Below are 13,836 nucleotides of genomic sequence, written 5' to 3' on the forward strand. Positions count from 1 at the left end.
TTTTTTGTATATCGTCTCTAAATATTAAGCATACTGCCTGGCAAGCTTCATCCAATTTAACTTCTGCTCCTCGAGCTTAAGCTTGAACTGCTCATAGTTCTCAATAAGGTGAGCTTTTTCCTCAGCAATTTCATGAGCCAGGTCTGCCTTTTTAGACTCTATCCAAGCCTTTTTCGCTTCATAGAACTCTGCCATATGAGCAACTAACTGATCATATTCGTCATGAAGTTTCTGCATGATTTCTTCAGCATTCGGCAAATGCGCCGTTTTCTCTTTAGCTTTCAGCAGTAGCGTCTCAGCCTTTGCCCTTTCAATCTTATGAGCTGGTGCAACTTTAAGGTTTTTAGTTACACCAATCCAACTTAAAGACTTAATCCACCACTTGGATGGGTCAAAGTGCCACCAGCGGATGCCATTACGGTAATCAAGCTGAAATTTATGGTGATAGTTATGGTAACCTTCGCCGCCAGTTAAAACTGCCAGGATAAAATTATCACGAGCAGAGTTCTCTTCAGTATATGGACGAGAACCCCAGATGTGGGCCAGTGAATTAATAAAGAACGTCAGGTGATGTGACCATACCAGGCGGAACACACCAGCGACCAGCATCATTTCCCAGAAATGACCATAAGCAAGTCCAAGTAGAGCCGGAACAGCTACGTTTAGGCCGATGCTCAGCACCCAGTAATACTTGTGCTGGAACATAACAATTTTCTGTCGCTTCAGGTCTGGACAACGATCGTATTGCTCATTGTAACGGCCATTGTCACGACGTTTTAGAATCCAGCCAATATGCGAGTGCCAAAACCCCAGACTGGCCGAGTATGGATCTTTTTCATCGTGATCAACGTGTTTATGGTGCATACGATGATCGGATGACCAGTGAAGTGCACTATTCTGCAATGCCAGACAGCCACCAAAAGCTAAAAGCCCACGTAAAAATGCATTCGCCTCATATGCTCTATGAGACCATAAGCGATGGTACCCCATTGATATTGAGGTGCTTGAGAATAGCCATAAGCCAATTCCCCACATCCATGTAGACCAGTGATAGCCATATTCCATACCGTACCACGGTACCAATGTCACAGCCGCTAAAAAGCTGAGACCGAAGAATATAATGTTAGCCCAAATTAACTCACCTTTCTTTTTTGAAGGTTCATTGGCATAACTTTGAACATCTGACATTTACTTACCTCTCTAAAACAGCGTACACATGTACGCTTAAATCTGAGCACAGTATAACGACTAAGACAAAAATTTGCAATCCAGCGTACAGCTGTACACTTAAGCTATTGTTTTCTATACTAGGCATACTATTACCAACAAAACACTATTATGTCTGGCACTCGCGCACAGCAAAAAGAAAAGACTCGCCAAGCAATTATCAATGCTGCCTTGGCCCATCTATCCGCTGATCATAGCTTTTCAAGCATGAGCCTGCGAGAAGTTGCCAGAGAGGCAGGAATCGCCCCGACCTCCTTCTACCGACACTTTAATGACATGGAAGAACTTGGCCTGACACTTGTAGACGAATCAGGTGTTACCTTACGGGAACTCATGCGTAAGGCTCGTAGCCGTATCGAACGTAAAGGTAGCATCATTAAAACATCGGTTGATACATTTATGGAATTTGTTGAAAGAAACCCTAACATATTCAGATTACTACTTCGTGAACGTACAGGTATCTCACCAGCATTTCGGGAGGCAATTGCCAGAGAAATAGAACACTTTAAAGAAGAGCTCAGTGAGTACCTGGCACAGGAACCAATGTACGCACCAGACCAGGCTTTTACTTTGGCGGAAGGTTTGGTCACTATCGTATTTAATGCCGGTGCCGAAGCCCTGGATATGAAGCCAGAGGGTCGAGAAGCGTTAAAAGAAAGAACAATTCTCCAGCTGCGCTACATTACACTCGGTGCACAGCTAGCAGCACAGCTGGAAACAGATACTTCTAAGGAAGCTAGTTAAAGAAAGCTTTCACCTGCGAACAGACATAATCAAGCTGCTCCTGGTTGACATCAAGATGCAAAACCCAGCGCATGGTTTCACCAGGAATAATGCGTATACCCTTTTCTAATAAGAACTCTGCAAGACTCTCGGCTGTCTCCATATCAGTCTTAATAAAAACCATATTGGTTTGAACTAGCTCCTGTTTAACCTTAAGTTTAGGAAAATCTGCTAAACGTTTAGCTAAAACTTTGGCCCGAGCATGATCTTGAGCCATACGTTCCACATGGTTTTCTAGCGCATATATCCCTGCAGCGGCGAGAACACCAGCCTGGCGCATACCGCCCCCGACCATTTTACGCCAGCGACGGGCCCATTTAACAGTATCCTTATCAGCACACAAAACAGAACCAACCGGAGCCCCGAGTCCTTTAGAAAGACAGATAGATACTGAGTCTGCGTATTGAGATAAGTCTTTTAGCTCACAGCCAAGCTCAACGACAGCGTTAAATGCTCGAGCTCCATCAAGGTGCAAACCTAATCCCTTTGATTTAGCAAACTCATACGCTTTACTCATATAATCTAGAGGTATTACTTTGCCGTTATGGGTGTTCTCAAGACACAGCAGTTTCGTTCGAGCAAAATGATAATCGTCTTTTTTTATAACGGACTCTACTTTGGCTAAGTCCAATGTCCCATCGGGCTCTACTTCTACAGGCTGAGGCACAATGCTTCCTAAAACGGGAGCGCCGCCTGCCTCATATAAATAAGTGTGGTAGCCCTGCCCCACAATATACTCTTCTCCTCGTTGGCAATGAGCCAATAACCCTACGAGATTGGACATGGTTCCAGAGGGTACAAATAAGGCATCCGCCTTACCCGACATTTCAGCCATTAATTCTTCCAGCTTATTTACTGTCGGATCATCCTGAAACACATCATCACCCACTGCAGCTGCAGCCATTCTTTTACGCATTGCTTCAGTAGGTTGCGTTACAGTATCACTTCTTAGGTCAATCATTATGGACACTCTTTTGAATAATTATTAGAAGCTATCTTAGCGATAGAAAAACGGATAGTCTATCCAAGACTCACGGTCAAATCGATACGACTTTTAAAGCAAAAAAGGCACCCGAGGGTGCCTTTTTCATCCTTACTAATTAGCTTTTAGCTTATAAGCTCAAGTGCTTTATTTAGCAAAGCGCTCGGACGCATTGCGTCAGAAGCCAACTTTGCGTCTGGGAAATAGTAACCATTAATGTCCATCGGCTGACCTTGAACTTTATTCAGTTCATCAACAATTGCCTGCTCATTGTTAGTCAGCTCTTCAGCCAGCTCTGCAAAGTGGGCTTTAAGGTCCGCGTCTTCATCTTGCTTGGCTAATTCTTGCGCCCAGTACATCGCCAGGTAAAAATGGCTGCCACGGTTATCCAGTTCATTCACTTTACGCGATGGGGATTTACCATTAAGCAATAATGCTTCAGTTGCAACGTCAAGTGCGTTGGCAAGAACCTGTGCTTTTTTGTTGCCATTCTTCTCATGCATGTGTTCTAAAGAAACACCCAATGCCAAGAACTCACCCAGTGAATCCCAGCGAAGATGGTTCTCTTTCATGAACTGTTGCACATGCTTTGGAGCAGAACCACCAGCACCAGTTTCGAACAGACCACCGCCATTCATTAGAGGCACAATAGACAACATTTTCGCACTGGTTCCCAGCTCAAGAATTGGGAACAGATCAGTCAGATAATCTCGCAATACGTTACCAGTCACTGAAATTGTGTCTTTACCTTCTTTAACACGCTTCAGGGTGAAATGAGTGGCTTCAATCGGTGACATGATGTGAAGCTCAAGACCATCTGTATCAAGATCCTTTAAGTAAGTTTCAACTTTCTTAATCAACTCAGCATCATGAGCACGATCTTTATCTAGCCAGAACACTGCAGGGGTGTCAGAAAGACGAGCGCGGTTAACAGCAAGTTTTACCCAGTCTTGAATCGGAGCGTCTTTTACCTGACACATTCTCCAGATGTCACCCTCTTCAACCTGATGCTCAAGAAGTGTGTTACCCGCTGAATCAACCACGCGTACAGAGCCATTTCCAGTGATTTCAAACGTCTTATCATGCGAGCCGTACTCTTCTGCCTTTTGCGCCATTAAGCCTACGTTAGGAACCGTACCCATTGTTGTTGGGTCAAAAGCCCCATTCTCCTTGCAGAAATCAATAGTCGCTTTATAGACTCCTGAATAGCTACTGTCAGGGATGACAGCTAAAGTATCTTTAGTGCCGCCGTCTGGACCCCACATCTGGCCTGAGTTACGAATCATCGCAGGCATAGAAGCATCGATAATGACATCACTTGGAACGTGTAAGTTAGTAATACCATTATCAGAATCAACCATAGCCAGCTCAGGATTTTTCTCATAAACAGCTTTAATATCTGCTTCTATATCTTCACGTTCCTCTTGAGAAAGCTTGTCTAAGCTACTGACTAAATTGCCAAAGCCGTTGTTAACGTTTACGCCAATTTTTTCTAGCGTCGCCGCATGTTTAGCGAAAACTTCTTTAAAGAACACCTTTACCGCATGACCGAAAATAATTGGGTCCGAGACTTTCATCATGGTCGCTTTCATGTGCAACGAGAATAAAACGTCCTGTTCTCTTGCCTCTGCTACCTGGTCTTCCAAGAAGCTAACCAATGCATTTTTGTTCATGACCGTTGCATCAATAACCTCACCGGCTTGAATAGGAAATTCAGGCTTTAGCTCTGTGACGTCACCATTACTTTCCACAAACTCAATTTTTACATCGGTTGCTTCAGCTACAGTTAGTGACTTCTCATTTGAACGGAAGTCACCAGAAGCCATGCTGGCAACATCAGACTTGGAGTCTTTGCTCCAGGCGCCCATTTTATGGGGGTTCTTTTTCGCAAAATTTTTGACGGCCTTAGGGGCACGACGATCCGAGTTACCTTCACGTAGTACCGGATTAACCGCACTACCTTTAATTTTGTCGTAACGAGCGCGGATATCTCGCTCTTCATCAGTTGAAGGACTGTCAGGATATTCAGGTAAAGCGTATCCTTTATCCTGAAGCTCCTTGATTGTCGCTTTAAGCTGAGGAATAGAAGCACTGATGTTAGGAAGCTTGATGATGTTGGCTTCTGGTTTCTTTACCATTTCACCAAGTTGCCCTAAAGCATCCGGGATACGCTGTTCTTCTTTAAGGTATTCAGGGAAGTTCGCAATAACGCGGCCTGCTAAGGAAATATCGCTTGTCTCAACACTGATGCCAGCAGCTTTGGTGAAAGCCTCGATGATTGGCAAAAATGATTTGGTTGCCAGAGCTGGCGCTTCGTCAGTGTGGGTATAAATAATCTTCGATGTTGTCATACTGTTTCCTAAGAGTCTTTTTGCTATCCAAACAGATTCTAATGAAAGCCAGAGAGGTTCTTGAGTCCTAGCGGCTGTAAGTGCGCGACATTATACGCGAAAACATCGTTTCCTGCATTCTCAATTATGCAAACTAACAACAACCCATGCATACTCTTAAATTTAAGGTTACAATGCCAACCTTTCGAGAAGAGTGATTAATTATTAATCAACATGAGTCAGCTAATATTATTCAACAAGCCATTTAATACATTATGTCAGTTCACTGGAGAAGCCGGCGACTCCACTTTAGCAGACTATATAAATGTGAAAAACGTCTATCCGGCAGGCAGGCTTGATAAAGATTCTGAAGGTCTACTTCTGTTGACAGATGATGGACAGTTGCAACACCAAATTGCTGACCCGAAAAACAAGATGGAAAAAACCTACTGGGTTCAAGTAGAGGGCGCGCCCGATAACGAGGACTTACAACCCTTACGTGAAGGTGTGGTAATTCAAAAATATAAAACCAAACCTGCAAAAGTCAGAGTTATTGATACACCAAGAGTCTGGGAGCGAATCCCGCCTATAAGGGAGAGAAAAACCGTTCCGGATAGCTGGCTGGAGATTGTTATCAGCGAAGGCAAGAATCGGCAGGTTAGAAGGATGACAGCATCTATTGGGTTCCCTACTCTCCGTTTAATCCGTGCCAAGGTTGGCCAATGGGGACTTGAGGGTTTAGGCCCCGGAGAGTTTAAGGCTCTGGAAATAGAATCTCCTAAAGCCAATAAGATTAATAAAAGGGCAACCTCCAAACGCATTAAAAGGTTCAGCAAAGGGCGTAAATAAGCTATCATACGCACACTATTTTGACAGGTAATATTTATGCTTCCAGTCCACGTCACCGTAGCTGCCGTTATAGAAAATGATGGTAAGTACCTGATGGTCGAAGAGCACACATCTATCGGTATCGGTTTTAATCAACCGGCAGGCCACCTTGACCCTGACGAAAGTCTGGAGCACGCTGTTAAAAGAGAAGTTCTAGAAGAAACGGGCCTGAATTTTACTCCGGAAAGTCTGGTTGGAATATATACACTCAACCCGGCGAGCAATGGCCGTTATTATCAACGTTTTTGCTTCACTGGGAAAATAGAGGGAACCCTTGAAACCAAACCCCAGGACCCTGATATTATAGCGGCCCATTGGATGACTTTAGATGAAATTTTAGCTTGCCAGGAGTTACATCGAAGCGGTCTAACGGTTAAATGTCTAGAAGACTACCTTAACGGCCAAAGGTATTCTCTGGACACTCTTCATCACAGCAATGATGAAACTCACTTGCAAAAGCAAAGTATTAAATCTTTAAATCAGCAGCTTTGATAATTATGAGCAAACTAGACAGTAAAAAACCCATTTCAGAAACGAGAGTCATTGTCGGCATGTCCGGCGGTGTTGACTCATCGGTATCAGCCTACCTGCTAAAACAACAGGGTTATCAGGTTGAAGGGCTGTTTATGAAGAACTGGGAAGAAGACGATGGGACTGAATACTGTTCAGCAGCAGAAGATTTAGCTGATGCACAGGCCGTTTGCGATAAGATTGGTATCAAACTAAGAACCATAAACTTTGCAGCAGAATACTGGGATAATGTATTTGAGCATTTTTTAGCTGAATACAAGGCTGGCCGTACACCTAACCCAGACATAATGTGCAATAAGGAAATAAAGTTTAAAGCCTTTCTCGATTATGCCAAACTTCTAGGGGCAGACTACATAGCCACAGGACATTATGTACGTCGCGGCGAGAAAAATGGAAAGGCAACACTACTTAGGGGCCTGGACAACAACAAAGACCAATCTTATTTCCTTTATGCTGTGGGTCATGAACAAATAGGCAAGACACTGTTTCCAGTTGGCGAATTAGAAAAACCAGAGGTTAGGAGAGTTGCTGAGGAACAAGGCTTCGTAACAGCTGAGAAAAAGGATAGTACTGGTATATGTTTCATTGGCGAAAGAAAATTCACAGACTTTCTGCAACAATATCTACCTGCGCAACCAGGAAATATTGAAACACCGGAAGGAGAAGTCATTGGTCGTCATAATGGACTTATGTACCACACCCTGGGCCAAAGAAAAGGACTTGGTATTGGTGGTTTAAAAGACGCACCTGAAGAACCTTGGTTTGCTGCTGAAAAGGATCTTGAGCGAAATGTCCTTATTGCTGTACAAGGACATGAGCACCCCTTGCTAATGAGTAAGTCGCTTATCACCAAACAGCTCGACTGGGTTGCAGGAGAAGCACCGGCAGATGAATTCACCTGTACTGCTAAAACACGTTATCGACAAGCTGACGTATCCTGTACCGTAAAACGTCAGGGGTTAGATGAGTGGTTAGTCGAATTCAACAATAAACAAAGAGCCGTAACGCCTGGACAATCAGTTGTATTTTATCAAGACGATATATGTCTTGGCGGCGGAATAATAGAAAGCATACAACGGTAATATGACTAATTATAATTTTTCAGACTCAGTTATTGCCTTGGCAGCTATTAGCCAAGCTATTTATTGTGTTAAAGATATTTCTCGCAAAGGCCAAACTGACCCGGTCGATATGGAAATAATGATAGAGAGCCTCCTAAAAACCGATGCTGATAGTACTGAAGAGATATACAAAAATCATAAATATCTAACTACAGGCCTACGCTTTCTAGTTGAGCAGTTATCAGGCCCAAGAACAGACGCAGAGTTTAGCCGCTACCTGGTTAATATACTGAGTCTGCAAAAGCGCTTCTCAAATGACGCCAATATGCAAAAAGTTATGGGGTCTAGGGTCGCCCAAGCAAAGCGACTTTATGAGTATCAGGAAAAAATAGATCAAGATTTGATAGAGCAGCTGGCTCACATATACAAAGACACAATTTCAACCTACCCTACAAAGATTCAGGTTTCCGGAAACAGTCAATATCTGCAACAAAGTGCAAACCAAGCCAAAATACGTGCTCTACTATTATCAGCTATAAGAGCAGCCGTATTATGGCATCAGGTTGGTGGTAAAAAGCGCCACTTCCTTTTATCAAAAAATAAAATAATTGAAACGGCTAAAGCTTATCTAGCATGAGTTGAATTAGAGCTGAGAGTGCTTTTACTCAAGTGAGCATTCAGCATTCTCAACTTTTGTGACGATAGGCTCCCAATAAAGACCTTTATGTATTTTATATCGGTCAGTACGGTTATATTGTGCTCCCAGGAAATAACGTTTATTAGCCTCAACCTTCAAGACTAGCGTTTTGCTTTTCCTGGAAAACGGCCTTCTTTTACTCACTATTGGCGTTATTTTATTAACCGGGATGTGATCATAAAGTTTAAATTTATGAGTGCCCGGTTCCAACTCATAATTTACCTTGTAGGGACTGACCGTTTCACCATTAAGTTTTGTTGCATCAACTCTATATATTTCACTAACTTCACTTGGGTTAATCAAAAATGTTACATAACCACATGAGTTATTGTCCTGTTCATTTTTAATAGAGAAGTGCCAGCTGGGAACCTCTCTACTATCAATGGTAGAAGACAAAACTAAAGCTGATCCTTTTCTTACTATATTAAATTTTAACTCATCACCTGTCTTAAGTTGTAAGCTGGATAATTGCTGCTCAAATAGCTCACCATTAACAGCAATGCCCTGTATAATATCACCAATTTCAAAACCCATTCGATCTGCGTTACTACCAGATACAACGCTCAAAACTTCCCTACTCTCTTCATCGATTAGAAGCCCAAGCTCTACTAAAGTTTGAGCTTTTTTAGTAACACTAATTTTTAAATCAGAGTTATCAAGGTTAGTTTCAATTTGATAAATTTTACTTAATCTAAAATTGATTCTTTCTTGTAACTGGTTAAGGTATATCAGGCTGGTGCTAGAGCTTAACTCGTCACTGTCTCTTATATAAGTAACATTATCCTGGAAGTTGCCCGAAGACTTTGAATATAACTCCCATCTAGGTGTAAAAGCTTTTGAGACAGTGAGCTTAAGCTGTAAATCCTCTCCTTGCCGATTAACAAAAACATTTAATTCATCATTTTCGTTAAAGTGCAATTCAGAAAAATTGCCATCGACTGATTTATCATTAATCTGAACACGTTTAATAACATCACCGGGCAATAAACCGAGATTATGAGCGACCCCTTCGGCAGACACAGATAGCACCTGTTGATTTTTAGGTTCAACTATTACGCCTGCCCTGATTAATTCCTCGTCTGGGCTTGATAAATATACGGCCCACCCATGCTCACCCACATCTGTTTCCAGTTCTAGCACGCGCGAAAGGGTCTGGCTGATATCAGAATTAATATCTTCCAGTAGAGCATAGCTTTTCTCATCTTTGATCTGAAATGCACTTACACTGCAGCAAAGGGAAAGGACAATAAATAGCAATAAATGTCTCATGTTAAATTCGGGCCACTTTATATTGGTTAATGTATAAAGCTTTAAGGTTTTTGGTTACGCGCAACTTTTCTTCCCAAACCTGTTCTAATTGAGCTATAGAAACGCCTGGGCCTGCACTGTATATTTGTTGAATACTTTCATCAATCAAGCCTATCTCATCTCTAAGTTTCAAGGCTTCAATATATTGAGTAGAGCTCAACTGATTGGTTTCAAACCCAGCTATTTCCTGCTCGATTGCATTAGCTTCCACCATAAACTTTTTAATCGTCCGGTCAATGTTATCTGTGGTGCTGGTAGTTGGGTACCCTATAATAATAGAAAAGCCAATGACTATTAAAACCACAGCAGCAGCAAACCATTGTTTTACAGTTCTAGGTTTACCTGCTTCTCGTTCGGAAAAGTGCTCTTCAAGCTGGGCCTGGAATGTTGCATCTTGAGAAAGATCCACGCTTTTAGCGGGCACTTTATCAAACTCTTGCTTTAGACAGTCAAGTAACTCTCGTTCAGAATCATTGTTCATAATTGTTACCTACCTTATGACCACTGTAGCGCTGGTCACTTGCTAACGACTTTAAGGACTTCATGGCTCTACTGAATACCACTCTAGAGTTTTGTTCACTGATATCTAAGGTATTAGAAATTTCCCTATGCGTATAACCTTCTACTGTTGACAGCCATACTACTAGCCTTTCACGTTCATCTAGTAAATCGAGGAAGCGCTGCACATCCCAGTGCTCACTTTGTATTACACTAAGGGATTCTGGGGCTGAATAATCAAAGGCTTCACTATCATCAATATCAACTAACTTAGAGTTTGCTCGTATAACGTCAATGATGGTGTTGTAGGTTACACGCTTCATCCAACCATTCAGTTTTTTTGTATCACTGACAGCGTCAATTCCTGTCATCATCTTTACCATAACTGTCTGTAAAATATCAGCTGCCCGCTGCTCATCCCTTAACATCTGATAAGCTAAATTAAAAACAGGCTGCTTATATAGTTGATAAATATGCGTTATGGCAAATTTATCGCCCTTCTGAGCCTTTTTAATGATCTTTTTGGGGCAGCTAAGTTTGAACGACAAGTTTTTCCCAGTTCAGTCTTTAACAGTAAGACGATTATGACACCTGAAGTGTGACAATAAAATATGCAAAAAAAACCACCAGTTAAAGATTTAATTCAATTAGACACAGTTGGAATAAAAATTATTGTTTGGAGTAGGAACCCATTGAAGCATTTGCCCACTATTAACACGCCCCTCTACAAGTATTTGCTTGTTACTATTCTTAAGATAGCAACGTTTATTTGAGTTGGCAGTATTTCTAATAGTCATGTATTGCTTCCCAGAGCTCATTTTCAATATTATTTGATAGTTTCTTTTTGGATATTTTTTCCAAACATAAGCAGATCTCGCCCAGTTGTTACAGGTATAATTTAAACTTCCACCACTCATGTGACCTATCTGTTTAAGCTCAGTCGTCTGTCTCGGACTTGCGATGATTGTATTCGCCCTGCGACCACCAATAGTATTGGTACACCTAACGGTGTAGTTACTTCGGTTTATTATTTGACCTTGCCATATATTACATAATCCGCCGGTTTTATAGCTGTAACCTTTATAACTATCAGTTTCGTACGGGGCCTCCCTTGTACAAGTTCTTTGCCCACCCATGCCAGCATTAAATTCATCCATAGCGCGGAGAAATGTGTCGGAACATCCAGCTAATATAATGAAGCAAGATATTGATAATATTATTCTTATTACTGTCATAACGGACTCCCTACTAACAAAAGATACTTTTATGTGACGTAGTTCACACTATATTACATGTGATTTAAAATGAAATCCATATGCTGCTGGTTAACAGGACGTCAACCTGTAGAAAACTGATAAGCGGAGAGAGTATCTTGTTAATAACGACTACATGCAAGCCTAACGTGAATTTAACCAAGGTAATCCTTGTCTTCATTCAGCAACAAGAAACAAAATTCTGTGTGAGGATTATGGCCGGGCTATCAGAGCGCTACAAGATCCATAAACGACGGGCATAAAAAAACCAGCTAAAAAGCTGGTTTATTGGTATAAGCGATCATGCGCCCTTTAGGGTAGGGTCTGCCCCGTGGGGTTTGGCGAGAGCAAACCTCCTTGTGGATGATGCCTGAACGTCATGCTGAGTCTTTGCAAACCATCAGCCGTCCCTATCATTTAAAAATTATTCCCAGATATAAAAAAAAGCCACCCGAAGGTGGCTTTCTTTTTTATTAGCGCTTGGCGATGACCTACTCTCACATGGGGAAGCCCCACACTACCATCGGCGATGAGTCGTTTCACTTCTGAGTTCGGCAAGGGATCAGGTGGTTCCAACTCTCTATGGTCGCCAAGCAAAATCGTTTGGATATTGACCTAAAGTCTTAATAATTCGGCAGAAGAAGTTTTAATATCTGTAATATGCAGTATTCAATCACGCTATGTCTGTTGCTTCGACATACAACCCAATGTGCTTGGGGTTATATAGTCAAGCCTCACGAGCAATTAGTACAAGTTAGCTTAACGCCTCTCAACGCTTCCACACCTTGCCTATCAACGTCGTAGTCTACAACGGCTCTACAGGAAACTTAAAGTTTCAGGGAGATCTAATCTTAGAGGGGGCTTCCCGCTTAGATGCTTTCAGCGGTTATCCTGTCCGAACATAGCTACCCGGCAATGCCACTGGCGTGACAACCGGAACACCAGAGGTTCGTCCACTCCGGTCCTCTCGTACTAGGAGCAGCTCTCTTCAAATCTCCAACGCCCACGGCAGATAGGGACCGAACTGTCTCACGACGTTCTGAACCCAGCTCGCGTACCTCTTTAAATGGCGAACAGCCATACCCTTGGGACCGGCTACAGCCCCAGGATGAGATGAGCCGACATCGAGGTGCCAAACACTACCGTCGATATGAACTCTTGGGTAGTATCAGCCTGTTATCCCCGGAGTACCTTTTATCCGTTGAGCGATGGCCCTTCCATTCAGAACCACCGGATCACTATGACCTACTTTCGTACCTGCTCGACGTGTCTGTCTCGCAGTTAAGCTGGCTTGTGCCATTACACTAACCTCATGATTTCCGACCATGATTAGCCAACCTTCGTGCTCCTCCGTTACTCTTTGGGAGGAGACCGCCCCAGTCAAACTACCCACCACACACTGTCCTCGACCCGGATAACGGGCCTGAGTTAGAACTCAAAAGCTACCAGGCTGGTATTTCAAGGTCGACTCCACACACACTGGCGTGCATGCTTCAAAGTCTCCCAGCTATCCTACACAAGCAGGTTCTAAGTCCAGTGTGAAGCTGTAGTAAAGGTTCACGGGGTCTTTCCGTCTAGCCGCGGGAACACTGCATCTTCACAGCGAGTTCAATTTCACTGAGTCTCGGGTGGAGACAGTGTGGCCGTCGTTACGCCATTCGTGCAGGTCGGAACTTACCCGACAAGGAATTTCGCTACCTTAGGACCGTTATAGTTACGGCCGCCGTTTACCGGGGCTTCGATCAAGAGCTTCTCCGAAGATAACCCCATCAATTAACCTTCCGGCACCGGGCAGGCGTCACACCCTATACGTCCACTTTCGTGTTTGCAGAGTGCTGTGTTTTTGATAAACAGTCGCAGCCACCTGGTATCTTCGACCAGCCTCAGCTTAGGGAGCAAGTCCCATCACCAAAACCGGCGCACCTTCTCCCGAAGTTACGGTGCCATTTTGCCTAGTTCCTTCACCCGAGTTCTCTCAAGCGCCTTAGTATTCTCTACCTGACCACCAGTGTTGGTTTGGGGTACGGTCGGTATGTATCTGAAGTTTAGAAGATTTTCCTGGAAGCATGGCATCAACCACTTCTCGCCCTTGGGCGATCGTCATCAGCTCTCGGCCTTAAGGACCCGGATTTGCCTAAGTCCTCAGCCTACCACCTTAAACACAACACCATCTGTGTGCTGGCCTAGCCTTCTCCGTCTCTCCATCACAATACATACCGGTACAGGAATATTAACCTGTTTCCCATCGACTACGCATCTCTGCCTCGCCTTAGGGGCC

The 13,836-nt window shown here is 43.2% G+C and carries 12 protein-coding genes and 2 rRNA genes (1 of these 14 only partly in view); 5 read left to right on the top strand and 9 right to left on the bottom strand.

Annotated elements, in window-relative coordinates; genetic code table 11:
• Window positions 1–24: 24 nt before the first annotated feature.
• Window positions 25–1,188: an acyl-CoA desaturase gene (locus KS2013_RS06330; protein WP_068991291.1), complete on the bottom strand. Its 1,164-nt coding sequence runs from the start codon at window positions 1,186–1,188 to the stop codon at window positions 25–27.
• 150 nt (window positions 1,189–1,338) lie between these two features.
• On the opposite strand from KS2013_RS06330, the gene fabR reads away from it, so the two are divergent.
• A complete protein-coding gene (fabR, locus tag KS2013_RS06335) occupies window positions 1,339–1,971 on the top strand; it encodes an HTH-type transcriptional repressor FabR (protein ID WP_068991294.1) in 633 nt (210 codons plus the stop codon).
• On the opposite strand, the gene ltaE is transcribed toward fabR, so the two are convergent.
• Window positions 1,964–2,971 carry a low-specificity L-threonine aldolase gene (ltaE, locus tag KS2013_RS06340; RefSeq protein WP_068991296.1) on the bottom strand — a complete coding sequence of 336 codons (1,008 nt, stop codon included), beginning with the start codon at window positions 2,969–2,971 and terminating at the stop codon, window positions 1,964–1,966. The two genes, fabR and ltaE, sit on opposite strands and share 8 nt — an antisense overlap.
• Window positions 2,972–3,117: 146 nt before the next feature.
• Window positions 3,118–5,343 (bottom strand): NADP-dependent isocitrate dehydrogenase, encoded by a 2,226-nt coding sequence (locus KS2013_RS06345; RefSeq protein ID WP_068991300.1) that lies wholly within the window; start codon window positions 5,341–5,343, stop codon window positions 3,118–3,120.
• A 213-nt stretch (window positions 5,344–5,556) separates the two neighbouring features.
• Here KS2013_RS06345 and KS2013_RS06350 point away from each other — a divergent pair, with 213 nt between their 5' ends.
• Genes KS2013_RS06350 through hflD form a run of 4 tightly spaced genes read left to right on the top strand, consistent with a single transcriptional unit; the run spans window position 5,557 to window position 8,439 of the window.
• Window positions 5,557–6,171 (top strand): pseudouridine synthase, encoded by a 615-nt coding sequence (locus KS2013_RS06350; RefSeq protein ID WP_068991303.1) that lies wholly within the window; start codon window positions 5,557–5,559, stop codon window positions 6,169–6,171.
• Window positions 6,172–6,207: 36 nt separating this feature from the next.
• Entirely contained in the window at window positions 6,208–6,702 is a 495-nt protein-coding gene (locus KS2013_RS06355; RefSeq protein ID WP_068991305.1) for an NUDIX hydrolase, read from the top strand.
• Window positions 6,703–6,707: 5 nt separating this feature from the next.
• Window positions 6,708–7,823, top strand: a complete 1,116-nt coding sequence (gene mnmA / locus KS2013_RS06360; protein WP_068991308.1) for a tRNA 2-thiouridine(34) synthase MnmA — start codon at window positions 6,708–6,710, stop codon at window positions 7,821–7,823.
• A 1-nt stretch (window position 7,824) separates the two neighbouring features.
• Window positions 7,825–8,439 (top strand): high frequency lysogenization protein HflD, encoded by a 615-nt coding sequence (hflD, locus tag KS2013_RS06365; RefSeq protein WP_068991311.1) that lies wholly within the window; start codon window positions 7,825–7,827, stop codon window positions 8,437–8,439.
• 24 nt (window positions 8,440–8,463) lie between these two features.
• On the opposite strand, the gene KS2013_RS06370 is transcribed toward hflD, so the two are convergent.
• From KS2013_RS06370 to KS2013_RS06395, 6 genes are all read right to left on the bottom strand, one after another.
• Window positions 8,464–9,768 carry a hypothetical protein gene (locus tag KS2013_RS06370; protein WP_068991313.1) on the bottom strand — a complete coding sequence of 435 codons (1,305 nt, stop codon included), beginning with the start codon at window positions 9,766–9,768 and terminating at the stop codon, window positions 8,464–8,466.
• Window position 9,769: 1 nt separating this feature from the next.
• Entirely contained in the window at window positions 9,770–10,288 is a 519-nt protein-coding gene (locus KS2013_RS06375) for a hypothetical protein (protein WP_068991316.1), read from the bottom strand.
• Entirely contained in the window at window positions 10,278–10,853 is a 576-nt protein-coding gene (locus tag KS2013_RS06380) for an RNA polymerase sigma factor (protein WP_068991318.1), read from the bottom strand. The genes KS2013_RS06375 and KS2013_RS06380 overlap by 11 nt, the downstream gene beginning before the upstream one ends.
• A 99-nt stretch (window positions 10,854–10,952) precedes the next feature.
• Window positions 10,953–11,540 (bottom strand): hypothetical protein, encoded by a 588-nt coding sequence (locus tag KS2013_RS06385; protein WP_068991322.1) that lies wholly within the window; start codon window positions 11,538–11,540, stop codon window positions 10,953–10,955.
• A gap of 496 nt (window positions 11,541–12,036) precedes the next feature.
• Window positions 12,037–12,152, bottom strand: a 5S ribosomal RNA gene (rrf, locus tag KS2013_RS06390).
• A gap of 129 nt (window positions 12,153–12,281) precedes the next feature.
• A 23S ribosomal RNA gene (locus KS2013_RS06395) occupies window positions 12,282–13,836 on the bottom strand (it continues 1,333 nt past the right edge of the window).

The organism is Kangiella sediminilitoris (genome assembly GCF_001708405.1).
GTDB lineage: Bacteria > Pseudomonadota > Gammaproteobacteria > Enterobacterales > Kangiellaceae > Kangiella > Kangiella sediminilitoris.